This is a genomic window from Rhizobium binxianense (assembly GCF_028994275.1).
GTDB classification, from domain to species: domain Bacteria; phylum Pseudomonadota; class Alphaproteobacteria; order Rhizobiales; family Rhizobiaceae; genus Rhizobium; species Rhizobium binxianense.
In genome coordinates this window covers 992,144-1,013,685 of sequence record NZ_CP118713.1, presented here as the reverse complement: position 1 = coordinate 1,013,685, position 21,542 = coordinate 992,144, and the positions used below count along the sequence as shown (strand labels likewise).

Sequence of the window (21,542 nt, the reverse complement as noted above, 5' to 3'; positions counted from 1 at the left end):
CCGTGCTTCATCGATCAAGGCAGAACGCCCGGCAATTGAAAGAGTTCGGGAAAATTGCGCCGAAATCGAACGCCTGGCGTTCCGGCCGGTCTATGGCAGCTACGACATCACCAATCTCGCCAAGCTGCGCTACCGGCAGCTCGGCTATAGCCTCATCGACATGGCCCGAGGCACCTTACCGACGGCGCTGACGGATATTTCGCCGGCAGAATCCCCGGCTCGAATGAAAGCCCCGCGTCCCGATAATGCACATCGGGCGTCCCGCTTGGGAACAAAATTTAAACTCGTTAAAATTGTCATTTTATCTTTGACGAATGTGCAAAACATTCATGTGACGTTGGCTGGAGCAAGAACCCCAAATGTGCCCTGACTGACGGAGAATGTAAGATGACTATGCTCCGCGCCACCCACCTTGCCACGGTCAAGTCCGCTATCTACGACCTGCGTTGGGAAGAGTTCAGCGTCAAGCGGCCAGCCCGCATCGTCGCCGTCCGGCCGTGCCTCACCGGCGTCTCCATGCGAAGCGCCGAGATCATCGATATCTCGCAGGGCGGCGCGACGTTCGTCGTGTCGACCACGGCCGGTCTGCCGAAGCATTATTATCTCAACATTCTCGGCCTCGCCTATCGGATCGGCTGCGCCGAGGTCTACCGCCATAAGGAACGCATCGGCGTGCGGTTCATCAACATCATGGACCCCGAGGTCCTGCGCCGCGTCGTCCGCACCGATTTCCTCGTCGGCAACATGGAAGCGATCGCCGCCCGGCGCGCGCCGATCTTCAGGGCGTGAACCGTCCCGTAACAGGCTTGCTGCAGAAATAATCTTGCTTGCGTTGGCCGGGCCCGGGCCTATTGTTTCGTCAATTGTCAATATGCCCGGGAAACTGCCTTCGCATGTCCGCCTTTTCGCGCTTCACCCCCCTCGCCAGCGCCCTGCCCACCACAGTTCCCTTCGTCGGCCCCGAGGCGATCGAGCGCCAGCGCGGACTGGCCGTTCTCGCGCGCATCGGCGCCAATGAGAACGGCTTCGGCCCGGCCCCTTCGGTGTTTGCGGCGATGCGCGAGGAAGCCGGCAATATCTGGAAATACAATGATCCGGAGAATTTCGCGCTGAGGCAAGCGCTAGGCGCCCATCTCGGCGTCTCGGCCGCCAATATCGCCATCGGCAGCGGCATCGACGAATTGCTCGGCCAGATCGTCCGCTTGGTGATCGAGCCGGGTGCACCCGTCGTCACCTCGCTCGGCGCCTACCCGACCTTCAACTTCCATGTCACCGGTTTCGGCGGCCGGCTGGTGAGCGTTCCCTACGCCAACGACCGCGAGGACCTCGACGGCCTGCTCGATGCCGTGAAGCGCGAGAATGCGTCGCTCGTCTATTTCGCCAATCCCGACAATCCGATGGGAAGCTGGTGGGATGCCGAGAGCATCGTCGCCTTCGCCCGGGCGCTGCCCGAGACGACGCTGCTGGTGCTCGACGAGGCCTATAGCGAAACCGGGCCGGCAGGGTCGCTGCCGTCGATCGCCTCACTGATCGAACTGCCGAACGTCGTTCGCACCCGCACTTTCTCCAAGGCCTACGGGCTTGCCGGCGCACGCATCGGTTATGTGATCTCGACGCCGGGCACGGCGCGGGCCTTCGACAAGATCCGCAATCATTTCGGCATGAACCGGCTGGCGACGGCAGCAGCACTCGCCGCCCTCAAGGACCAGGCCTATCTCGCCGAGGTGGTCGGCAAAATCCACGCAGCGAGGGAGCGGATCGGCGGCATCGCCCGGGCGAACGTTCTTGAGCCCCTGCCCTCGGCGACGAATTTCGTGGCGATCGACACCGGCCGCGACGGCGTGTACGCACGGGCGATCGTCGATGGCCTGATGGAGCACGGCGTCTTCATCCGCATGCCCGGTGTGGCGCCGCTCAACCGCTGCATCCGCGTCAGCGTCGGGCCTGAGGCGGATATGGCACTCGTCGAAGAAGCGCTGCCGCAGGTGCTGAAGAATGTCACCCGATAAAACAAAAGAACCGCGGCCGGTGGAGGATCCCGGTCGCGGCTCGCTTCTCCCGGCATCGGCCCCGTCCAAAAGCGCCCCGCCAGCCCCCTCTTCCGAGGTTGTTATATCGTCCTGCCGAATGCCGGCAGGTTTCAGTGAACCGTCATCCACTCGCGGGCGGCGCGCAGCGCTGCGACGAGCTGCATCTTGTCCATGGCGGCGGCCACGTCGGCACGAAGCTCGGCGGCGCGATCGTTGCCCTTGATAGCGGCGATGTTCAGCCACTTGTGGGCAGCGACGAGATCGACTTCGCAGCCGCGGCCGGTCGCATACATCAGACCCATTTCGCAGAAGACATCGGCGTTGTTGTCGCCACCCATGGTGGCCGTTTCAGCATTGTGCATTTCAAAGCGTGCCATCGGTTTTATCCCTGTTAGCCTGTTTATGACTTACCCTGTTTTACCTCCGGGCCTTACCGTCTATCGCGGCTTGCGGCCCTTGGGGTCCGGCGGGTTTGCCCCGCTCGTTTGATGGGTTCACTATGCCAAACGGCTTTCAAAAAACGCCTAAAATGCATGATTAATTTGAGACAAACAAAGTGCAAATGCTTGGTAAATTTGGGTTTTTGTTAAACATCGGATGCCTTGCAAATTAAGGATTTCGGCTTCAATTTTACGAAAGATTCAGATTTGAAAATAAAGGGATCGTTCATCATGAAATCAGCAGGCGACATCGCTGCACGTTCGCCAGACGGCTTTTTTCTTGCGTTTTTCACCCGGTTTCAGAGAAGCCACGGCGCGTATTTACCTTTACGTTCGCGTCAGTTATTTTCGCGGGCGATCAAGGACATCATGGAGGAAAAGATGATCCGCAGCTTCGTTCTCGCCGCAGCCATGACAGTGATCGCGGGTATCGCGCATGCCGAGGAGCCGATCGTCGGCAAGTGGAAGACGGCCGCCGGCGATACGGCGGTGATCGCATCCTGCGGCGGCAGTTATTGCGTGACGCTGAAGACCGGCAAATATGCCGGCCGGAAGATCGGCACGCTTGCCGGAACCGACGGCAGCTATGCCGGCGAGATCACCGACCCGGCCGCCGAGAAAACCTATAGCGGCTCCGGCAAGATTTCCGGCGATTCGCTGAGGATGCAGGGCTGCGTGATGAAGATCCTCTGCAAGTCGCAGACCTGGACGCGGCTCTGAGGTTATAGGATGCCTGCGCAACGCTTATCTCAAACGCAGAAGCAGCCGCGCGTCGGCATGCTTCGAAGCCCTTTACGGCCCCTCCGCTAAGCCACACGGCGGGGCCGAATGGCGTCGACTCCCCGACGGCCGCTTACCGCTCCTCTCCGCAACCTAGCCGAGCCTGCCTCGCAAGCTGAACGGTGGATGAACCGGTATCTCAGCACTCGTTCAGCCGTCGCATGGCAAAACTCATGCCACGATGAAGTGCGTATCGGGGGTAAGGCGATGAACATCTATATTCTGGCAAGACGCTTCAGCATCATCACGCTGTTTGCGGCGATCTTCGCAATCACATTTTCAGCCGTCGTGGTGCACAAAGGCGGCGGCGGCGCCCAGTCGCATTTCGGCGCGAGCTATACCTGCCTGGAGAGAAACGGCAACTTCTGCGCGCCATCGGTGCAGTAACTTTGATTTATGCACATCGTTGTCCCAAACTGCTGCGCACTTTTGGGCGACAGGCATTCGCATCAGACGGGCAAGATAAAATAATCGGATTCCGCTGGCGCGCGTCGTTTGCTTGTCAAAAACAACTCTCTATAATGCGTCATGAACAAACGAATCTCCCCTTTGTCGCCGCTCGACATATCCTCACCGCCCCCTTTCCAGCCTGAGAGTTTTGATGATCCCGCCAAGGCCGTGGAAGCGCTGACGGCGCTTTACGAGCGCAATACGGCGTTCCTGATCCAGAGCTTCACCGAACTCGCACAGGGCGCGCCGATCTCCTCGCGCTACCGCGCTTTCTATCCGCAGGTCAGCATCGAGACGACAAGCTTCGGCCATGTCGATTCGCGGCTTTCCTATGGTCATGTCACGGCACCGGGCATCTATACGACGACAGTCACCCGGCCGAAGCTCTTCAAGCATTACCTGAAGGAGCAGCTGGCGCTCTTGATGAAGAGCCACAATGTTCCTGTCATCGTCTCGGAATCGACGACGCCGATCCCCTTGCACTTCGCCTTCGGCGAGGGTGCACATGTGGAAGCATCGACCAACGCCTTCATCGACGTTCCGATGCGCGATATCTTCGACACGCCCGACCTCAACACCACAGATGACGAGATCGCCAACGGCGAATATATCCCGCCGCCGGGAGAGCCCTCGCCGCTGGCACCGTTCACCGCGCAACGCATCGATTATTCGCTCGCCCGTCTGTCGCATTATACGGCGACGCATGCCGAGCATTTCCAGAATTTCGTGCTGTTCACCAACTACCAGTTCTATATCGATGAATTCTGCGGCTGGGCGCGCAAGCTGATGGCCGAGGGCGGCGAAGGCTATACTGCCTTCGTCGAGCCCGGCAATCTCGTCACCCTGCCCGGCTCGAACGCGCCGGAAACGGATTCCGCCCTCACCCGCCTGCCGCAGATGCCGGCATACCATCTGAAAAAGAAGGGCCATGCCGGGATCACCATGATCAATATCGGCGTCGGTCCGTCCAATGCCAAGACGATCACCGACCACGTTGCCGTGCTGCGCCCGCATGCCTGGCTGATGCTCGGCCACTGCGCCGGTCTCCGCAACAGCCAGCGGCTCGGCGATTATGTCCTCGCCCATGCCTATATGCGCGAGGACCATGTTCTCGACGACGACCTGCCGGTCTGGGTGCCGATCCCGGCGCTCGCCGAAGTGCAGGTGGCGCTGGAAGCCGCCGTTGCCGAAATCACCGGCTATGAGGGTTTCGAGCTGAAGCGCATCATGCGCACCGGCACCGTCGGCACGATTGACAACCGCAATTGGGAATTGCGCGACCAGCGCGGGCCGGTGAAGCGGCTCTCCCAGGCGCGTGCCATCGCGCTCGACATGGAATCGGCGACGATCGCCGCCAATGGCTTCCGCTTCCGCGTGCCCTACGGCACGCTGCTCTGCGTCTCCGACAAGCCGTTGCACGGCGAATTGAAGCTGCCGGGCATGGCGACGGCCTTCTACCGCACGCAGGTCAACCAGCATCTGCAGATCGGCATCCGCGCCGTGCAGAAGCTTGCCGCCATGCCGAAGGAAGCGCTGCATTCACGCAAGCTGCGCAGCTTTTTCGAAACGGCCTTCCAATAGGCCGTTTCCTCATCTGCCTGCCACAACAGACGCCGAGCCGTCCGCCAGCATCTGCGGCCTGCCGGCGACAAGGTTCAACCCTGAAATCAGCAGGGTGAAGGCTACGATGACGAATGCGATACGCTGGAGAACCTTCAGCGCATCGGTATCGTCCAGCCCCAGTTGGCGCTTTTCACGGCGGCGCGCCCAGATCTGGTTTGCCAGGGCGATTTCAAGAATACTCATTGCCATTCTCCTCGACAGGTTTCGACGAAGCCCTGTCGAGTGCTGCCTTGCGATTTCGACACCGGACCGGCACAAAAGATTTTTTCCGCGGCTGTCGAAATGCGCGAAGCTCGGTCGTCCAGGGTTATGAACACTCGCAAGGAGGCTGTCTGCGATGAAATATCTCTGTCAGGTCTGGTTCGATGGCGGGATACTCGACGCCATGACACAAGAGGAGAGGGCCGAACTCGACACCAATTCCTGGAACTATGACAAGGACCTTGTCGAAAGCGGCCATATGATCGTCGCCCAGGCGCTGCAGCCGCCGAAGGCGGCGGTGACCGTGCGGGTGCGGGCTGGCGAGATGTCGGTGACGGACGGTCCCTTCGCCGAGACGAAGGAGGCGCTCGGCGGCTTCATCCTGATCGAGGCAAAGGATCTCAACGAAGCGATCCGCGTTGCCGCCGGCATCCCGCTTGCCAAGCTCGGCGCGATCGAGGTGCGGCCCATTCATGTCTTCGGCAAGCAAACGTGAGGAGACGGCGATGAAATATCTCTGTCAGGTCTGGTTCGAAACCGCAAAAATCAATGCCATTTCCGCCGAGGACGGCGAAAAGCTGACGCAGGATTCGATCATCAACGATGACAGGCTGCGCGACAGCGGCCACCTGCTGGTGGCGCTGGCGCTGCGTGAGCCCGCAACGGCCGTGACGGTCAGGGTCCGCAACAATGCGGTGACGGCGACCGATGGCCCCTTCGCCGAAATCAAGGAACATCTCGGCGGCTTCGTGCTGATCGAGGCAAAAGACATGGAAGAGGCAACCACAATCGCCGCCACCTTTCCCGTGGCGCGCTACGGCTCGATCGAGGTGCGGCCGGCCTATTCGATCAAGGAGGAGTGCTGAACCATGCGCTACATCTGCCTGATCTACAATTGCGCCGACACCGACGGCACACTGACCTCGGCAGAGACCGATGAGCTCATCAAGGCGCATTTCGCCTTCGACGAGGAGTTGCGTCGCGACGGCATCATGATCCATGCCGATGCACTTGAGATGCCTGATCAGGCGACCGTGCTGCGTGTTCGAGACAACAGGCTGTCGGTCACCGACGGCCCCTATGTCGAAACGAAGGAGCATCTGGCTGGTTTCTACGTCATCGAGGCGCCTGGGATCGAGAAGGCCAGGGAGATTGCCGGGCGGATTCCTTCGGCGCGTTTCGGCGCCGTCGAACTCAGGCCCGTAAGAATGCTGACCCTGCCGGACTGAGGTGCCCCTTGGAAAGCGTGATCGAGGAAATCTACCGAACGCAGTCGCGCCGGGTGCTGGCGACGCTGATCCGCCTGCTTGGCGATTTCGATCGGGCCGAGGAAGCGCTCCACGACGCCTTTGCGGCGGCCGCACGGACGTGGCCGGCGGACGGCATTCCCGGCAATCCCTTCGCCTGGCTGGTTTCGACGGGACGTTTCCAGGCGATCGATACGATAAGGCGGCGGGCGCGCTTCGAGGCTTCGCAGCACCACATCGAGGACAGCCTCTACACGCCGGATGCCAGGGAGATCGGCGATATGGAACCGATCGAGGACGACATGCTGCGGCTGATCTTCACCTGCTGTCATCCCACCATTCCCGCCGATGCGCAGATGGCGATGGCGCTTCGGGAAATCTGCGGGCTGACCACCGAAGAGATCGCCCATGCCTTCCTTGTTCCGGCGCCGACGGTGGCACAGCGGATCGTGCGTGCCAAAGGCAGGATCCGGGCGGCGAACATCCCTTACGAGGTGCCCGCCCGCGAGGCGCTGCCTGCGCGGCTCGACCAGGTGCTGCACGTTATCTATCTCGTCTTCAACGAAGGTTATTCGGCCTCTTCGGGTGAAGATGTGGTCCGCGCCGAGCTGAGCGAAGAGGCGATACGGCTCGCACGGCTGCTTCTCCAGCTGCTGCCGCATCCCGACGTTTTCGGCCTGCTGGCGCTGCTACTGCTGCAGGATTCCCGCCGTTCCGCCCGCAGCAGTGAGCAGGGATCGCTGGTGCTGCTGGCCGATCAGGACCGCTCGCTCTGGGATCGCGCGAAGATTACCGAAGGCCTGGCGCTGCTTGCCGAGGCGATGCGGACCGGAGAGATCGGCAGCTATACGCTGCAGGCGGCGATCGCCGCCGAGCATGCCAGGGCGCCCACCGCCGAGGAGACCGATTGGCGGCGGATCGCCTTCTATTACGATCTGCTTCTGGCCGCACAGCCCTCGGCGATCGTCGAACTCAACCGCGCCGTGGCGATCGCGATGGCGGAAGGACCGGCCAAGGGGCTGGATCTGATCGACGCCATTCTCCGCCGAGAGCTGCAGGCCTATCACCTCGCCCATTCGGCGCGCGCCGACTTCCTGCGCCGTCTTGGCCGGAGGCAAGAGGCGATCGCGGCCTATGAAACGGCGCTGTCGCTCTGCCGGCAGGAGCCGGAGCAGGCGTTTCTGAGAAAGCGGATTTCAGAGCTTGGCGCGACGCCCGAGCGGCAGTGAGATCGCCGTGCCGGTGAGCGCCGAGACGATGATCAACAGGTGGGCATTGACGCTCGCCTGCGCCAGCGCCGCCAGAGCCAGTCGCTCGCTCGAGGCGCCCAAGGCAATGGCGCCGGCGGTGATGCCGGCCGGATAGGTGCCGACGCCGCCCGGCGCATGCACCGGCAGCACCGAGGAGAGCTCGCCGCCAAGCGCACCGCCGAAGCTTGCCGCCATCGGCAGCACGCCCATCAGGCCGAGCGCCCAGGCCAGCACCATTACCTTGACCAGCCAGTTGACGATGGTCATCGCCCAGGCGCGGGCAAAGGCGATGGCATCGAGCGGCAAGCCGTTTTCGATCTCGACGACGAATTTCTGCGCCTTATCGGGCAGCAGCCTGGCGGCCAGGCGCAGCAGCGGTTTACGGGCGGCGAAAGCCGCGACCGGCAGCAGCAGAAAACCCGTCCAGAGCGACCAGGCCACGATCGGATTGGCGGCAGCGACGGCAAAACCGATACCGGCGGCAGCCACAAGCGCGTGCAGATCGAGCAACCGCATGACGAACAGCGCCGAGGTTCCGCGCGTCAGCGGAATGCCGAACTCCGTGCGCATCAACAGCGGAAAGCTGGTCTCGCCGGTGCGGAAGGGCAGCATGATGTTCAACAGATTGTGGATCTGCGTGACGCGGAAGAGAACCGTGAACCGGCCGGCCGTCTCCTTCGGAAAATAATCATAAATGCGCCAGGTGCGCAGGAAATAGGTGCTCGTCAGGAGGACCAGCGCCCCGATCACCGGGCCGGCGCCGACATCGGCCCACTGCCTGATGATGACAGGCCACCCCCAGAACCATTGGATGAAGAGCGCATAGGCTGCGACGATGACGACCGTCAGAACGGTCATGCGATTACGCATAAACCAGGATTGCCGGCTTTCAACGATCGAACTCTTCATGTAGTAGGCATTCCTCGCTTGGGTCGGTATGGGACCGGTCCCGTCGCCAGGCCTTTTAAGAGAAATGCAGGTTGCGCACAACGGCGGAGTTGATGGCGATGGGGGCGAAGGCGCTTCCCCGGCGACGATCCGAGTGCTGACTGGTAAATGACACGCCTTGCCGGCTTGACATGGAGATCGATGTTGGAGCGGATTACCAGAAGCATTACGAGCGCCAGCATTTTGCTGGCAGTCTATTTCCTGCTCAACATCGCGCTGCGCATCGCTTTGCCGCATACGCTCGATCTCGACGAGGCGGAGCAATCCTTCTATTCACAATATCTGCTTGCAGGCTACGGCCCGCAGCCGCCCTTCTACAACTGGATTCAATATGCCATCGTTTCGGTGACCGGCATATCGATGTGGGTGCTGTCGGTGCCGAAGAACATCATTCTCTTCGGCTGCTATCTGTTCTACGGGCTTGCGGCCCGCGAGGTGCTGAAGAACCGTTCGCTCGCAGCCGTCGCCATGCTGAGCCTGATCACCCTGCCGCAGGTGGGTTTGATGGCGCAGCGCGAATTGACGCATACCGTCGCCCTGCTGTTTGCGACCTCGCTCTTCCTCTTCGGTTTTTTCCGCACACTGCGACAGCCGACGATCGCAAGCTACCTGATCATCGGCATCGCCACCGGCATCGGCCTGATCTCGAAATACAATTTCGCCATCCTGCCGGCCGCCGCCCTCCTCGCCGTGCTGCCGGACCGGGAATGGCGCAGCCGTCTCATCGACTGGCGTTTGCTGCCGGCGATCGCCCTCGCCATTCTGATCGTGCTGCCGCATGCGCTCTGGCTGCCTGACAATCTCACCAGCGCTTCTGCGCCGACGCTGGAGCGGATGACCGCCGAAGACCTGGCGCCTGCCGGCCTGCCGCGCATCGGACAGGGACTGCTGTCCCTCGTCATCGCCGTCCTCGGCTTCGTCGCATTGCCGATCGTTCTCCTCGCCGCCGCCTTCCGGCGCGATTTCTTTCGCGCACTCTCGTCTTCCAGCCCGATGATCCGCGTGATCGAGCGGATGATGGTCATCAGCTTGATCGCCTTCGTCGCCGTGATCCTCTTTGCTGGCGCCAGCGATATCCACGAGCGCTGGCTCGACCCGTGCCTGCTCGTTCTGCCGCTCTATCTGTTCCTGAAACTGGAAACCGCAGATCTCGATCTTTCCGCCGGCCTTGCCCGCTTCCGGCCCGTGGTGCCGGTGTTCATGGTCGTCATCCTGTCGATCCTTCTTTTCCGGATCGTCGGCATTCAATATATCGGCACTTATACGCGAACGAACGTCCCCTTCTCCGGCTACGCGGCTGAGCTGACCGCGACCCGCAAGCCGGTTCTGATCGTCGCCGGAACCAAGTTCGTGGCCGGCAACATGAAGCTGGAGTTTCCCGACGTTCCCGTCGTCATCCCGTTCTTCCCGGGTTCCGGGGTTCCCGAATATGCAACGGCGAAGGGGCCGGTGCTGGTGATCTGGCGCGGCGAGACCGCCGATGACCCAACGATTTCCCCCGGTTTCGCCAACGATCTCGTCAAATCGGGCATTCATCTGCAGGAGTTGAAGACGCTGACGCTGCCCTATCTATTCGGTGACGGCAAACGCAGCTTCTCCATCGGTTACTCTTGGGTGGAGGGAGGCGCGAAATAGCGTTGCGCCAGCTCAACCGATTGCGGGGAAACCGGCATTGCCCGCTGGCAACCGGCAGACACTTAATGTACTAGCCTTCCGCAAGCGCGGCGGCGGCAGTAAGATTGCTCGGGCGCCCGGCCTTTTGGAGATGAAAGTTGCAGACAACGGTAGAGCCCATTCGCGGTACGAATGATCCGGTACAATCGCTCGAGCTGTCGCTGGTCGTGCCCATTTTCAACGAAGAGGAAAGCGTCGGCCCGCTTGTCGAGCGTGTCGTGGCTGCGATGGCCGCCTATCCCCATCGCTGGGAGCTGATCCTCGTCGATGACGGCAGCACGGATGCGACGCTCGTCAACGCCCGCAAGTTCGTCGGACGCGACGGGCTGGCGCTTAGAATCGTCGAGCTGCAGCGCAACTTCGGCCAGACCGCCGCCATGCAGGCCGGTATCGACACCGCCCAGGGCCGGCTGATCGCAACGATGGACGGCGACCTGCAGAACGATCCGAAGGACATTCCTGCGATGGTCGCGGAGCTGGAACGGCGCGAACTCGACCTCCTGGTCGGCTGGCGCAAGAACCGCAAGGACGGTCTGTTGCTGCGCAAGATCCCCTCCTGGTGCGCCAACTACCTGATTGGCCGCATCACCGGCGTCAAGCTGCACGATTACGGCTGCAGCCTGAAGATCTATCGTGCCTCGATCATCAAGCAGGTCAAGCTGATGGGCGAAATGCACCGCTTCATCCCGGCCTGGGTCGCCGGCGTCGTCCCGAGTTCGCGCATCGGCGAGATGGCCGTCACTCACCATGCCCGCGAGCACGGTGTTTCGAAATACGGCATTTCGCGCACCTTCCGCGTCATCCTCGACCTGCTGTCGGTGATGTTCTTCATGCGCTACAAGGCGCGGCCGGGGCATTTCTTCGGCTCGCTGGGGCTTGGCCTTGGCGCGGTCGCCATGCTGATCCTCATCTATCTCGGCTCCGACAAGTTCATCATGGGCAACGATATCGGAACGCGCCCGATGCTGATGGTCGGCGTCGTGCTGCTGCTGTCGTCGGTACAGATGATCACCACCGGCATCCTGGCGGAAATGATCGCGCGCACCTATTACCGCGACGACGCCTCGCCGAATTATATCGTGCGGCAGATCTTCGACGATCAAAGCCAAGCCTAAGCCGGCGGCATGATGCTGGAGCGCGTAACGAGGACGATCAAAACCGCGGGCCTGCTGCTTGCGGCCTATTTCGTGCTCAATATCGCGCTACGCATCGCGCTCCCGCATTCGCTGGAGCTCGACGAGGCCGAGCAGTCCTTCTTCTCGCAATATCTGCTGGCGGGCTACGGCCCGCAGCCGCCCTTCTATAACTGGATGCAATATGCCGTCGTTTCACTGACGGGCATGTCGATCGGCGCGCTGATCGTTCCGAAGAACATCCTGCTGTTCCTATCCTATCTCTTCTATGGCCTTGCCGGGCGGCGCGCGCTGAAGGACGAGGCGCTTGCCGCGGTCGGCATGCTGGCGCTGATTACCCTGCCCCAGGTCTCCTACATGGCCCAGCAGGACCTGACCCACACGACGGCGCTGCTCTTTGCCAGCTCGCTGTTTCTCTACGGTTTCTTCCGCACGCTCGACCGGCCCGATATCGGCAGTTATCTCCTGCTCGGGCTTGCGACCGGCATCGGGCTGATCTCGAAGTATAATTTCGCGCTGATGCCGGTCGCCGCCTTGATCGCCATCTTGCCCGATGCCGAATGGCGGCGCCGGGCGTTCGACTGGCGCATATTGGCCGCGATCACTGTCGCGCTCGTCATCGTCCTGCCGCATGCGATCTGGCTGCGAGACAATCTCGCATTCGCCTCCTCCGATACTCTGGTCAAGATGGCCGCCGGCAACGAACCCGCCGGCATCATGCGGATCGGCAAGGGCCTTCTCGCCTTTCTCGTCGCTATCGTCGCCTTTGCGGCGCTGCCGGTCGCGATCTTCGCCGCCGCCTTCCGCCGGGATTTTGTCCGGGCGCTTTCGGCCGGAAACCGCTGGACCGGGATGATGGAGCGGATGATGCTCGCAAGCCTTGCCGGCATCGTCCTGATCGTGCTCGTCACCGGCTCCACCACGGTGCGTGAGCGCTGGCTCGACCCGTTCCTGCTGGTGCTGCCGATCTATTTCCTGGCGAAAATGCAGGCGGCCGGCATCGACCTTTCGGCCGGATTGCGCCGCTTCCGGCCGGTGGTGCCGGTGCTGATGGCCTGCGTGCTGATCGCACTCGGCTTCCGCGTCGTCGGCGCCGGGCTGATCAGCACCTACAGCCGGCCGAATGTGCCGATGGCGGGTTTTTCGCGCGAGATGACGCGACAGGCGCGACCGGCGCTGGTGATCGCTTCCGACACCTATATCGGCGGCAACATGCGGCTGCAGTTTCCCGATGTGCCGGTGGTGATCCCGGATTTTCCGGCACCGGGCATTCCGGCCTATGCCGAAGCCAAGGGGCCGGTGCTGATCGTCTGGCGCGGCAAGACGACGGCGACGGCTGCAGATGCGGCCATGCCGGATCGGTTTTCATCGGCGCTGACGGCGGCGGGCATTGCGGCGCAGGAGATCGGCTCGCTGTCGCTTCCCTATTATTTCGGCCGCCAGGGCGACAATTTCGCTCTCGGCTACGCCTGGGTGCAGCCGGAGACCAAATAGATGACCGAAAGCAAACTTCGCGACATCAGGTGGATCTTCGCTCTGCTGGCCGCCTATTTCATGTTTCAGGTCGGCGTGCGGCTCGCAACCTCGCATTCGCTCGATCTCGACGAGGCCGAACAGGTCTTCCGCTCGCAATGGCTTGCCGCCGGCTACGGCCCGCAGCCACCCTTCTACAACTGGCTGCAATATACCGTCTTTCAATTGACAGGCGCCTCGCTTGTCGCGCTTTCAGTGGTGAAGAACCTTCTGCTGTTCATTTCCTACCTGCTCTACGGCTTGACCGCGCGGCTCATCCTGCGCGACAAGGCGCTGGTGGCCGTCGCCACGCTCGGGCTGCTGACCACCCCGCAGATGGCTTTCGAGATGCAGCGCGACCTGACGCATACGGTCGCCGTGTTCTTCTCGGCCAGCATCTTCATCTACGGCTTCATTCGCAGCCTGAAGCAGCCAAGCCTTGCCTCCTATCTGATATCAGGCATCGGCATCGGTTTCGGGCTGCTTGCCAAATATAATTTCGCGATCCTGCCGGCGGCAGCTCTGATTGCCGCGCTTTCGGATGCGCGACTGCGGCCGCGGATCTTCGATTGGCGGCTGCTGCTGACGGCGACGGTGGCGCTCATCATCACCCTGCCGCATCTCTTCTGGCTGAAGGGCAATCTCGATTTCGCCACCGCGCGCACGCTGGAGAAGATGACCGCGAGCGGCCATGCGAGCTATCCCGCGCAGGTGGCCATGGGTATCGGCTCGCTTGCTCTCGCCATCATCAGCTTTGCCGGCTTGACCGTGGCGGTATTCGCCATCGTCTTCGGCAAGGGCCTTCGTCCGGCGCTGACGGCGGGCTCGCAATGGACGCGGCTGTTCGAGCGGATGATGCTCGTCTTCCTGGTCGGCATTCTGCTGTTGATCGTCTTCGGCGGTGCTGCCGGCATCAAGGATCGCTGGCTGGTGCCGATGCTGTTCATCCTGCCGCTCTATTTCTGCCTGAAGATCGAGGCAGCGGGCGTCGTGACGGACCGAGCGTTCCGGCGGTTCATGGCCGTCATCGCCATCATCATGATCGGCGTGCCGGCAGCCCTTTACGGCAGCGTCGCAGCCGCACGTTTCACCGGCCATTACGAGCGGCTGAACAGGCCCTATGCCACGATGTTGGAAAACCTGCGCCAACAGGCCGAACCGGCAGCGGTCCTTGCCGGCGACAGCCTGCTTGCCGGCAATCTCAGACAGGATATTCCCGGCGTGCCGGTCCTCTCGGTGGATTACCCCGGCTTCAGCCCGAATCTCTCCGGCCGGCGCCCGCTTCTCCTCGTCTGGCTGCTCCCCAAGGGCGGAAGCGAAGCGCTGCCGCCTGATATGGCGGAATGGCTGCAAACCAATCTCGGCGCATCCACGCCTGAGGCATTGGTGATCGACGCGCCCTATTTCTATCAGCGCGGCGACGACCGCTATCGTTTCGGTTATGCCTGGGTCAACCAGCATCCCTGAGCGCAACAAGCGTGCTGCCGCAACGCGCGGCACCTCTTGCCGCGCCTCCGGCGGAGGGGTTCAACCCTCTTCTATCCCGCCGATATTGCACGCTTGATGACTGTCAAATGGCTGCAAATGCAGGCCAAAAACACGGATATGAAAAGGAAGGTCCCAAGCGGTTGGGATAGCGGCAGGAACGACCAGTCGCCCCGTTGAAATTGAGGCAGCGCAAACTCGGAAAGGCCGGCTTGCGCAACGGCTTCCCGCACCATGGTCAGACCGGTCGCGATCAGCGCGATATGGGCATGGATGAATCCTGACCGGCGGTGTCTTTGCGGCTGCATGGCCACTCGAATCCCGAAAATCGATGCAAGCATCAACAGGACCGTGGCGCTCCAAATTCCAAGGCCGGGTACCGCCAAAAGCAGATAGATGGGCTCGCGCATGACCGGAAGTATCGTCATGTAAAGCCACCAGGCGAAGGCACTTGAGGGGTGGCTTTCCAGGAGTGGCATGCTGAGAACGAAGATCGATGCTATCGCGTAAGCCAGCGATGGCCCCAGTCGCATCAGCGTGGAAATAGCGATCCGCATGCGGCGTTCCATCCTTTGACCTGACGAGGGGATAGGCGGCGTTGATTGATTTCCACTCAGGGAGTCACGGGGGGCAGATGATGCCTACTTTGGATAGTAGGCATTTTTATCACGCTGTCGCATTCCGGCGAAGACCGCCTCTGTCGCTTTTTTGTGAGTATATGCTTAAATTCTTGAGTTGTTAGCTTTTTTTTACGATGATCGCCGGTGAACGCATCCGAGTCTTAGGTAAGAGTGTCTGATGGGGATCAAATTGCCAATGTTGCAGATCAGAGCTGGGACTAAATGCATTGCGCTTTTGATAGCGACTGGAGCGATTTTAGCTGGTTGCCAGTCATCCGGCGTTGATGGCCTGGCTGCTTATGGCGATAGTGCAAAAACCGTCGAGGATGACTCAGCCGTCGCCTTCTATAAGAACGACGAGTTGATCACCACCGGCAAACTGCAGTTTCAGGAAAAGAACTACGGAAAATCTTACGCCATTTACAAGCGGGCGGTTGACGTTTTTCCGCAGGATCCGGCCGCTTGGTTAGGCTTGGCGGCCTCCGCCGACATGGTTGCCCGCTTCGACACGTCCGACCGCGCCTACCAGCAACTCTCACGAATGATCGGCAACACCCCGGTCTACTACAACAATATCGGATATTCTCACCTGTTACGCGGTGACTTGCGCACGGCCAGGCGGTATTTCCTGAAAGCCTATGAGCTTGATCCCGGAAACGAAATCACTGCCCGCAATCTCGAATTAATGAAGAACAGCGTGAATTACGCTCAGCGGGGATAAGTCCTTCAGCGATCGGCAATCTGCATCGAGCTGGAGCGCCCTTGCCGCATTGCGCGCATCGGCGCGACGCCTCCTGGCGGCGTCTAACGATTGCCTTGGAGATTTCGGTGACGTCGTTGTTTAGCGCGCTTTGCGAAGTATGAGCTGGCCTTCCGGCGAGAGTGTTCGTTCGTAGCGCGGCAGGTCACTCACTGAAATGCCCCCGGCTTCGATGGATGCAAGAGTGTTATCCGGAGTTTGCGTTTCCGCCGGCATGGCACGGGGTGCGAAAAATTGTGCCGGTTCCTTGCCGGGCGCACTGAGGACCAAGGCGGACCCCATACGTGTGACGCTGGTGTCGCTGCGCATCCGTTCGTTCATCGACGAAATAGCCTTTTGCAGGCTATCCATCTCCTGGCGGATAAGGGCGACGTCGTCGGCCTTGGCATTGTCCGCGATGTGGCCCGACTGCTTTTCCATTTGTCCTCTCAGGCCATCGATGGACCTTTTGAGCGCGGCAATGGTCTCGCGGCTCTCGCGAACATCCGCAGAGCTTTTTGCGGTATAGATGAGAACGCCGGCATTCACAGGCAGGAGCATCAGGAGCAAACCGACGAGCAACGGGCTTTTTGAGCCTCTCGGCTCTATTGCTGGCGTCTTGCTTGGTTTTGCGCGGTCTGCTTCGACCTCGATATTCGGAATGCTGGTCATTCGTTTACTCCCCCGTAAGTCATCAAATCTGCGTTGGCCGCGATCAGTGCCAGGTCCGCAATCATTCCGACGTGAAGACACCTTCCCACGCCCGTTCGAGCATATCGAGCGACGCGTTTCCGGCTATGCCGTTGAACTCGCAGTAAGATCCGACGAAATCCAGAAGATATTTCGGATGGTAGCAAGACGCGAGCACATCGCCTTTGTACTTGCGATCGTAGAACAGGTTCAGGTCTGGATCACAGACAGCCAATCCGGTGCTGCTGGCATAGGATTTGAAAATTCTGATATATTCGTCGCGCGACGGCGTGTTCACAAAGATCTTATACTTGAGTCGCCGCAAACCCGCCTCGTCGGAAAGGTCCTTCGGAGCGATATTTGTCGAAAATACCACCAGCTCGTCAAAGGGAACCTTGAACTTCTTGCCGGTGTGCAGCGTCAGGAAGTCATAGCCGCGCTCGAGCGGCACAATCCAGCGATTGATGAGCGCTTGCGGCGCTACTTGCTGGCGGCCGAAGTCGTCGATGATGAAAACGCCGCCTGATGCCTTCAAGTGGATGGGCGCTTCGTAGACATTCGGTCCCTCGTTGAAGGTGAGGTCGAGCTGATCGAGGGTCAGTTCCCCGCCCGTCTTGATCACCGGACGGCGGCATTCGATCCATCGTTGATCCGCTTTCGGATGGGATCCCGTGTCAGCCTCCGATACGGGGTGATGCACGGCTTCGTCATAGAAACTGATGACATGGCCGCCGACCTCGATGGCATAGGGCACCCAGATCGTTTGGCGAAACAGTTGCGACGTCCGCTCGGCGATGCTCGTCTTTCCGTTGCCGGGTGGTCCGTAAAGCAGGATAGAGCGACCGGAGTTGATGGCCGGGCCGAGCTTTTCGACCAAGGCGTCCGAGAGCACCAGCCCGTCAAGGCTGTCGTTCAGCCGCTCCGGGGTCACGCGCTCGTGATGGATGGACTGCAAACCGACTTGCCGGCAGAACGCGTCCAGCGATACCGGCGCCGGGCCGACATATTGGCTTTGACGCGACGCCGCGTGGGCATATTCGAACCCCTTCATGGAAAGCGCATATCGAATATCGGATCGCACATCCTCACCAGCCAGGCCGCGCGCCTCGAGATAGGCGAGTTTCACGAGCTCCTTGATCAGGATATTGACGATCACTTTCGGCAATTTCATCCGGTCGGCCAGATGAGATGCCGTGGTCGTATCCTGCTCGGCCGCGCATTTTGACGCCAGCCGAAGCAGGAACGACGGATCCAGTCCGGCCTGTTCGATGCCTGCCGGTGCCATCGGCATACGCGGATCGAGGGAAATGATGGCCTCGTGACGATTCTGTTCGAGCGAATACTGCATACGACCTCGCTTGGCTCAACCGCCGGGTTTAATGCTGACAAGAAGACTGACGACTCGCATAACGACGGGAACGAGAACGATGATGAGACTTACCGGAAAAAGGAACGCGCCGAGCGGCAGCAGCATCTTGACCGGCAGGGCGTTTGCCTTTTCCTCGGCGCGAATAATACGGATGTCGCGCATTTCCTTGCAGTAGACCCGCAACGTCTGCGTTACACTGGTCCCGAGTTCCTCTGATTGGCGGAACAGAACGGATAGGGCCCGGGCTTCGTCAATCCGCAGGCGGACGGCAAGGTTCGCGAGCGCCTCGCGCAATCGCCGGCCACCCCGCACTTCCAGCATCATGATCGAAAGATGCAGGCCGAAGTCCTGACGCTTATCGACGAATTCCCGGGCAACGCGGTTCGCCGCCGCCTCGATGCTCATGCCCGCATCGAGGCAGACGATCAGCATATCCATGAAATCGGGAAAAAGGCGGCGGTATTCCCTCTCCTTGGCGGCGCCACGCCGGTCGATATAGATGTTGACCAGAATAAAGGTGGAGCCCGCGGCAAACATGGCAACGATCAGCGTCGCCACCCCCGACATATCAGGCGAGACCCAATTGAGAACCCAGACCGCCGCGACCAGCACGCCGATACATACCACGGCGCGAACCACCTGAAAGGTGGTCACGGCACCGGCGGCGAAATAGCCTGCCCTGATCAGCCGGTTCTGAGTAGAGTTCACATTGGTGTCACGCCGGGTAATCTCGAAATAACGACGGATCAACCGGTTTTCCGCCTCGCCGAGATCGGCAATCGTCGTATCGACAAGGTGGAACTCTTCGCCTGTTGCCGCAGAGCTCTTCGACACCCGAACCGAGACCTCGCGCTGGCGAAAAAACAATTCCGATGCTGCTGCGGAAAAGATCAGCACTGCAAAGAAGACGATGAGGTAAATTCCATACTCACTCGACATAACAGCCTCAGTACTCGAAGTTGACCATCTTGTAGAGAATGACATTCCCGATCGCCATGACCGCCAGCAGCACGCTCACGACAATGGTTCCGTGGCCGCTATCCCAGACAGGGTCGAAGTAGGTCGGCGACAAGGTCTTGATCATCGCGTAGAGCAGAAACGGATACATCGACATGAAGATCGCCGTGATGCGTCCTTCCGAGGAAATCGCCCTGACCTTTGCCTTCAGCAGCGTGCGGTCTCGCAGCGTCTTCGAAAGGTTCTGCAGGATCTCCACGAGGTTTCCGCCGGTTCCCGCCTGTACGCTCAGCGATATCGCAAGCAGGTTCAGATCCTCGACGCCGACCCGGTCGGCCAAGTTGACGAGGGCATCGTCCAGCGTCACGCCGTAGGTGAGTTCATCCGAGAGCAGGCCGAACTCGGTGCCGATCGGATCGGGCATCTCGCGCGCCACCAAAGAAATCGCCGCCGGCAGCGGGTGGCCTGCGGCCAAGCTGCGATTGGCGACATCGAGCGCTTCAGGAAGCTTCAGTTCGAATTTCCTCATGCGGCGCACCCGGGCGCGCCAGACGACGAGTGCGGGGATGAGAAGGCAGATCAGCAGAAAGGCGGGCACCCTAAACAGAGTGCTCGGCAGGAGGATCTGGACGACCAGCCACGTCAAAAGAGCGCCCGCGATCGCGTAGAGAGCAAAACGCTTGGCATCGAACTTGATTCCCGACTGGGCGTAGAACCGCAGCAGCCGCTGCATCAACGGGGTCTGCCGCCAACTGGTTGCGGCGCCGCGCTCCTTGAGCATATCGCCATAGGTCTTGCGATGATCATCGCTGACCTCGAGCAAGCTCAGCCGATGGTTCACAGCGCGGTGGCGTTCGGATGTCTTGAAATAGCCGCGCATGATCGCTTCGACAGCAACAAGGGCGGCGGTAAAAACGGCCGCGTAAAGGAGAAGCAGGATCATTGAACAGGTCCCGTCTGCAGCGGTTTGCCGGGATCAAAAATCGTCACGGGGATTTCGATCCCGAGTTCGGCAAATTCCTCGACGAACCGCGGCCGGATGCCGGTGGCGCGGAATTCTCCATGGATCCGCCCGCCTTCATCGGTGCCGATTTTCTTGAATTTCATAATCTCCTGCATCTGCACGACTTCACCTTCCATGCCGGTGATCTCGGAAATCGAGACAACTTTGCGCGTGCCGTCACTCAGGCGCTGGACCTGCACGATCATGGTGATGGCGGAGGAGATCTGCGAGCGAATGCTCAACTGCGACATCGGCATCCCTGCCATGCCGACCATCTGCTCAAGCCGGCCGACGGCGTCGCGCGGCGTGTTGGCGTGAATGGTCGTCATCGATCCCTCGTGACCGGTGTTCATCGCCTGCAGCATGTCGAACGCCTCGTCACCGCGTACTTCGCCGACGATGATGCGGTCGGGACGCATGCGCAGGGCGTTTTTCAAAAGTTCGCGTTGACGGATCTCGTTGCGTCCGTCGAGCGTCGGCGGCCGGGTTTCCAGACGCCCGACATGCGGCTGCTGCAGTTGAAGCTCGGCCGCATCCTCGATGGTGATCAGGCGCTCCTTTGGCGAAATCTGCGACGAGAGAGCGTTGAGCAAGGTGGTCTTGCCGGAACCGGTGCCGCCTGAAATGACCATGGACACCTTGCCCTTGACCGCGGCGCTGAGAAGGATGCGCATCGCATCGGCCATGGCGCCATATTGCACCAGGCGCTCCATCGTCAGCGGCTTGCGCGTGAATTTGCGGATGGAAACGAGCGGTCCATCGACCGAGATCGGCCGGATGGCGACGTTGACACGCGAGCCATCCTTGAGGCGGGCGTCAACCATCGGCGTCGACTCGTCGACGCGGCGTCCAACCGCCGAGACGATCTTGTTGATCACCCGCAACAGGTGGTCCTCGTCCTTGAACCGGACGGCGGTACTCTCGAGCTTGCCGCTCCGCTCGACATAGACGCTATTGTAACCGTTGATGAGAATATCCGCGATCGTATCGTCGGCCAGAAGCGGCTCGATCGGTCCGAGCCCCAGCATCTCGTCGGTGATATCGCGGATCAGATCATTGATTTCCTTGGCATTCAGCGGAAAATTGTTGTTTCGGATATAGTCCTTGACCAACGGCCGGATCTCGGTGGCGATCTCTTCGTTGTCGAGTGTGTCGAGGATGCCGAGGTTGATGCGATCGAGCAGGTAGCGGTGCAGATTGACCCGCTCGGAAACCATGTCCGGCCCGAGTGAAGCCTCTTCTTCGCTCGGCGTGGCGCTGTCGGAGGGTTGGGCAGGCATGTTCTCAACTGCGCCGACCAAAGACAGTTCGGGCGCCTCCAGATCCTCCCGGATTTCCCCCCGCTGCTTGTAGAAACGCCCGATGATACCGTTCGCCATGTTTCCCGCCCC

23 protein-coding genes and 1 pseudogene are annotated in these 21,542 nt (G+C 60.7%); 15 read left to right on the top strand and 9 right to left on the bottom strand.

Going from position 1 to position 21,542, the window contains the following annotated elements; translation table 11 throughout:
* Positions 1-91: 91 nt before the first annotated feature.
* The 3 genes and pseudogenes from PO860_RS22275 to PO860_RS05030 form a co-directional block, all read left to right on the top strand.
* Positions 92-193 (top strand): annotated as a pseudogene (locus PO860_RS22275) (DUF2177 family protein); the annotation flags it as partial.
* A 194-nt stretch (positions 194-387) separates the two neighbouring features.
* Positions 388-789, top strand: coding sequence for a PilZ domain-containing protein (locus PO860_RS05035; RefSeq protein ID WP_273884095.1), 402 nt, complete (start codon positions 388-390; stop codon positions 787-789).
* A 104-nt stretch (positions 790-893) separates the two neighbouring features.
* Complete coding sequence (locus tag PO860_RS05030; protein ID WP_273884096.1) at positions 894-2,009, top strand: pyridoxal phosphate-dependent aminotransferase; 1,116 nt, start codon at positions 894-896, stop codon at positions 2,007-2,009.
* Positions 2,010-2,140: 131 nt separating this feature from the next.
* On the opposite strand, the gene PO860_RS05025 is transcribed toward PO860_RS05030, so the two are convergent.
* On the bottom strand, positions 2,141-2,407 hold the full coding sequence (locus PO860_RS05025; protein ID WP_028755922.1) for an SEL1-like repeat protein: 267 nt from the start codon (positions 2,405-2,407) through the stop codon (positions 2,141-2,143).
* Positions 2,408-2,851: 444 nt separating this feature from the next.
* Between PO860_RS05025 and PO860_RS05020 the strand changes: the two genes are divergently transcribed.
* From PO860_RS05020 to PO860_RS05010, 3 genes are all read left to right on the top strand, one after another.
* Complete coding sequence (locus PO860_RS05020; protein ID WP_183606306.1) at positions 2,852-3,190, top strand: DUF2147 domain-containing protein; 339 nt, start codon at positions 2,852-2,854, stop codon at positions 3,188-3,190.
* 267 nt (positions 3,191-3,457) lie between these two features.
* The gene (locus PO860_RS05015) at positions 3,458-3,637 is read left to right on the top strand and encodes a hypothetical protein (RefSeq protein ID WP_183606305.1); all 180 of its coding nucleotides are present in this window, start codon (positions 3,458-3,460) and stop codon (positions 3,635-3,637) included.
* Positions 3,638-3,778: 141 nt separating this feature from the next.
* The gene (locus tag PO860_RS05010; RefSeq protein ID WP_183606304.1) at positions 3,779-5,281 is read left to right on the top strand and encodes an AMP nucleosidase; all 1,503 of its coding nucleotides are present in this window, start codon (positions 3,779-3,781) and stop codon (positions 5,279-5,281) included.
* A gap of 9 nt (positions 5,282-5,290) precedes the next feature.
* Here PO860_RS05010 and PO860_RS05005 read toward each other — a convergent pair whose 3' ends face one another.
* Entirely contained in the window at positions 5,291-5,506 is a 216-nt protein-coding gene (locus tag PO860_RS05005; RefSeq protein WP_246718223.1) for a hypothetical protein, read from the bottom strand.
* A gap of 154 nt (positions 5,507-5,660) precedes the next feature.
* On the opposite strand from PO860_RS05005, the gene PO860_RS05000 reads away from it, so the two are divergent.
* The 4 genes from PO860_RS05000 to PO860_RS04985 are packed head-to-tail and all read left to right on the top strand — an operon-like array spanning position 5,661 to position 8,000.
* The gene (locus PO860_RS05000; protein WP_273884097.1) at positions 5,661-6,020 is read left to right on the top strand and encodes a YciI family protein; all 360 of its coding nucleotides are present in this window, start codon (positions 5,661-5,663) and stop codon (positions 6,018-6,020) included.
* 10 nt (positions 6,021-6,030) lie between these two features.
* Positions 6,031-6,390, top strand: coding sequence for a YciI family protein (locus PO860_RS04995; RefSeq protein ID WP_183606301.1), 360 nt, complete (start codon positions 6,031-6,033; stop codon positions 6,388-6,390).
* A gap of 3 nt (positions 6,391-6,393) precedes the next feature.
* Positions 6,394-6,753 carry a YciI family protein gene (locus PO860_RS04990; protein ID WP_273884098.1) on the top strand — a complete coding sequence of 120 codons (360 nt, stop codon included), beginning with the start codon at positions 6,394-6,396 and terminating at the stop codon, positions 6,751-6,753.
* Between the two features lie 8 nt (positions 6,754-6,761).
* Positions 6,762-8,000, top strand: coding sequence for an RNA polymerase sigma factor (locus PO860_RS04985; protein ID WP_275038204.1), 1,239 nt, complete (start codon positions 6,762-6,764; stop codon positions 7,998-8,000).
* On the opposite strand, the gene PO860_RS04980 is transcribed toward PO860_RS04985, so the two are convergent.
* A complete protein-coding gene (locus PO860_RS04980; protein WP_183606298.1) occupies positions 7,968-8,930 on the bottom strand; it encodes a lysylphosphatidylglycerol synthase domain-containing protein in 963 nt (320 codons plus the stop codon). The two genes, PO860_RS04985 and PO860_RS04980, sit on opposite strands and share 33 nt — an antisense overlap.
* A gap of 180 nt (positions 8,931-9,110) precedes the next feature.
* On the opposite strand from PO860_RS04980, the gene PO860_RS04975 reads away from it, so the two are divergent.
* From PO860_RS04975 to PO860_RS04960, 4 genes are all read left to right on the top strand, one after another.
* Positions 9,111-10,604 carry an ArnT family glycosyltransferase gene (locus PO860_RS04975; RefSeq protein WP_273880593.1) on the top strand — a complete coding sequence of 498 codons (1,494 nt, stop codon included), beginning with the start codon at positions 9,111-9,113 and terminating at the stop codon, positions 10,602-10,604.
* Between the two features lie 137 nt (positions 10,605-10,741).
* Positions 10,742-11,758 (top strand): glycosyltransferase family 2 protein, encoded by a 1,017-nt coding sequence (locus PO860_RS04970; protein ID WP_273884099.1) that lies wholly within the window; start codon positions 10,742-10,744, stop codon positions 11,756-11,758.
* 12 nt (positions 11,759-11,770) lie between these two features.
* Positions 11,771-13,270, top strand: coding sequence for a glycosyltransferase family 39 protein (locus PO860_RS04965; protein WP_273884100.1), 1,500 nt, complete (start codon positions 11,771-11,773; stop codon positions 13,268-13,270).
* A complete protein-coding gene (locus tag PO860_RS04960) occupies positions 13,271-14,755 on the top strand; it encodes a glycosyltransferase family 39 protein (RefSeq protein ID WP_275038203.1) in 1,485 nt (494 codons plus the stop codon).
* A 71-nt stretch (positions 14,756-14,826) separates the two neighbouring features.
* Here the strand turns inward: PO860_RS04960 and PO860_RS04955 are convergent, their stop codons facing one another.
* Entirely contained in the window at positions 14,827-15,330 is a 504-nt protein-coding gene (locus PO860_RS04955) for a hypothetical protein (protein ID WP_273880589.1), read from the bottom strand.
* Between the two features lie 259 nt (positions 15,331-15,589).
* Between PO860_RS04955 and PO860_RS04950 the strand changes: the two genes are divergently transcribed.
* The gene (locus PO860_RS04950) at positions 15,590-16,114 is read left to right on the top strand and encodes a tetratricopeptide repeat protein (protein ID WP_183606668.1); all 525 of its coding nucleotides are present in this window, start codon (positions 15,590-15,592) and stop codon (positions 16,112-16,114) included.
* 120 nt (positions 16,115-16,234) lie between these two features.
* Here the strand turns inward: PO860_RS04950 and PO860_RS04945 are convergent, their stop codons facing one another.
* From PO860_RS04945 to PO860_RS04925, 5 genes are all read right to left on the bottom strand, one after another.
* Complete coding sequence (locus tag PO860_RS04945) at positions 16,235-16,804, bottom strand: hypothetical protein (RefSeq protein WP_273884102.1); 570 nt, start codon at positions 16,802-16,804, stop codon at positions 16,235-16,237.
* A gap of 61 nt (positions 16,805-16,865) precedes the next feature.
* Entirely contained in the window at positions 16,866-18,170 is a 1,305-nt protein-coding gene (locus PO860_RS04940) for a DUF8689 domain-containing protein (protein ID WP_273884103.1), read from the bottom strand.
* Between the two features lie 15 nt (positions 18,171-18,185).
* A complete protein-coding gene (locus PO860_RS04935; protein WP_183606290.1) occupies positions 18,186-19,130 on the bottom strand; it encodes a type II secretion system F family protein in 945 nt (314 codons plus the stop codon).
* 7 nt (positions 19,131-19,137) lie between these two features.
* A complete protein-coding gene (locus PO860_RS04930) occupies positions 19,138-20,091 on the bottom strand; it encodes a type II secretion system F family protein (RefSeq protein WP_273884104.1) in 954 nt (317 codons plus the stop codon).
* Positions 20,088-21,530 carry a TadA family conjugal transfer-associated ATPase gene (locus tag PO860_RS04925; protein WP_183606288.1) on the bottom strand — a complete coding sequence of 481 codons (1,443 nt, stop codon included), beginning with the start codon at positions 21,528-21,530 and terminating at the stop codon, positions 20,088-20,090. The genes PO860_RS04930 and PO860_RS04925 overlap by 4 nt, the downstream gene beginning before the upstream one ends.
* Positions 21,531-21,542 lie beyond the last annotated feature (12 nt).

Bases quoted from the DNA above. Each gene is read 5' to 3' on its own strand.
- PO860_RS05035 (WP_273884095.1), top strand. From the start codon at position 388: ATGACTATGCTCCGCGCCACCCACCTTGCCACGGTCAAGTCCGCTATC.
- PO860_RS05030 (WP_273884096.1), top strand. From the start codon at position 894: ATGTCCGCCTTTTCGCGCTTCACCCCCCTCGCCAGCGCCCTGCCCACC.
- PO860_RS05025 (WP_028755922.1), bottom strand. From the start codon at position 2,407: ATGGCACGCTTTGAAATGCACAATGCTGAAACGGCCACCATGGGTGGC.
- PO860_RS05020 (WP_183606306.1), top strand. From the start codon at position 2,852: ATGATCCGCAGCTTCGTTCTCGCCGCAGCCATGACAGTGATCGCGGGT.
- PO860_RS05015 (WP_183606305.1), top strand. From the start codon at position 3,458: ATGAACATCTATATTCTGGCAAGACGCTTCAGCATCATCACGCTGTTT.
- PO860_RS05010 (WP_183606304.1), top strand. From the start codon at position 3,779: ATGAACAAACGAATCTCCCCTTTGTCGCCGCTCGACATATCCTCACCG.
- PO860_RS05005 (WP_246718223.1), bottom strand. From the start codon at position 5,506: ATGAGTATTCTTGAAATCGCCCTGGCAAACCAGATCTGGGCGCGCCGC.
- PO860_RS05000 (WP_273884097.1), top strand. From the start codon at position 5,661: ATGAAATATCTCTGTCAGGTCTGGTTCGATGGCGGGATACTCGACGCC.
- PO860_RS04995 (WP_183606301.1), top strand. From the start codon at position 6,031: ATGAAATATCTCTGTCAGGTCTGGTTCGAAACCGCAAAAATCAATGCC.
- PO860_RS04990 (WP_273884098.1), top strand. From the start codon at position 6,394: ATGCGCTACATCTGCCTGATCTACAATTGCGCCGACACCGACGGCACA.
- PO860_RS04980 (WP_183606298.1), bottom strand. From the start codon at position 8,930: ATGAAGAGTTCGATCGTTGAAAGCCGGCAATCCTGGTTTATGCGTAAT.
- PO860_RS04975 (WP_273880593.1), top strand. From the start codon at position 9,111: ATGTTGGAGCGGATTACCAGAAGCATTACGAGCGCCAGCATTTTGCTG.
- PO860_RS04965 (WP_273884100.1), top strand. From the start codon at position 11,771: ATGCTGGAGCGCGTAACGAGGACGATCAAAACCGCGGGCCTGCTGCTT.
- PO860_RS04960 (WP_275038203.1), top strand. From the start codon at position 13,271: ATGACCGAAAGCAAACTTCGCGACATCAGGTGGATCTTCGCTCTGCTG.
- PO860_RS04955 (WP_273880589.1), bottom strand. From the start codon at position 15,330: ATGCGGATCGCTATTTCCACGCTGATGCGACTGGGGCCATCGCTGGCT.
- PO860_RS04950 (WP_183606668.1), top strand. From the start codon at position 15,590: ATGTTGCAGATCAGAGCTGGGACTAAATGCATTGCGCTTTTGATAGCG.
- PO860_RS04945 (WP_273884102.1), bottom strand. From the start codon at position 16,804: ATGACCAGCATTCCGAATATCGAGGTCGAAGCAGACCGCGCAAAACCA.
- PO860_RS04940 (WP_273884103.1), bottom strand. From the start codon at position 18,170: ATGCAGTATTCGCTCGAACAGAATCGTCACGAGGCCATCATTTCCCTC.
- PO860_RS04935 (WP_183606290.1), bottom strand. From the start codon at position 19,130: ATGTCGAGTGAGTATGGAATTTACCTCATCGTCTTCTTTGCAGTGCTG.
- PO860_RS04930 (WP_273884104.1), bottom strand. From the start codon at position 20,091: ATGATCCTGCTTCTCCTTTACGCGGCCGTTTTTACCGCCGCCCTTGTT.
- PO860_RS04925 (WP_183606288.1), bottom strand. From the start codon at position 21,530: ATGGCGAACGGTATCATCGGGCGTTTCTACAAGCAGCGGGGGGAAATC.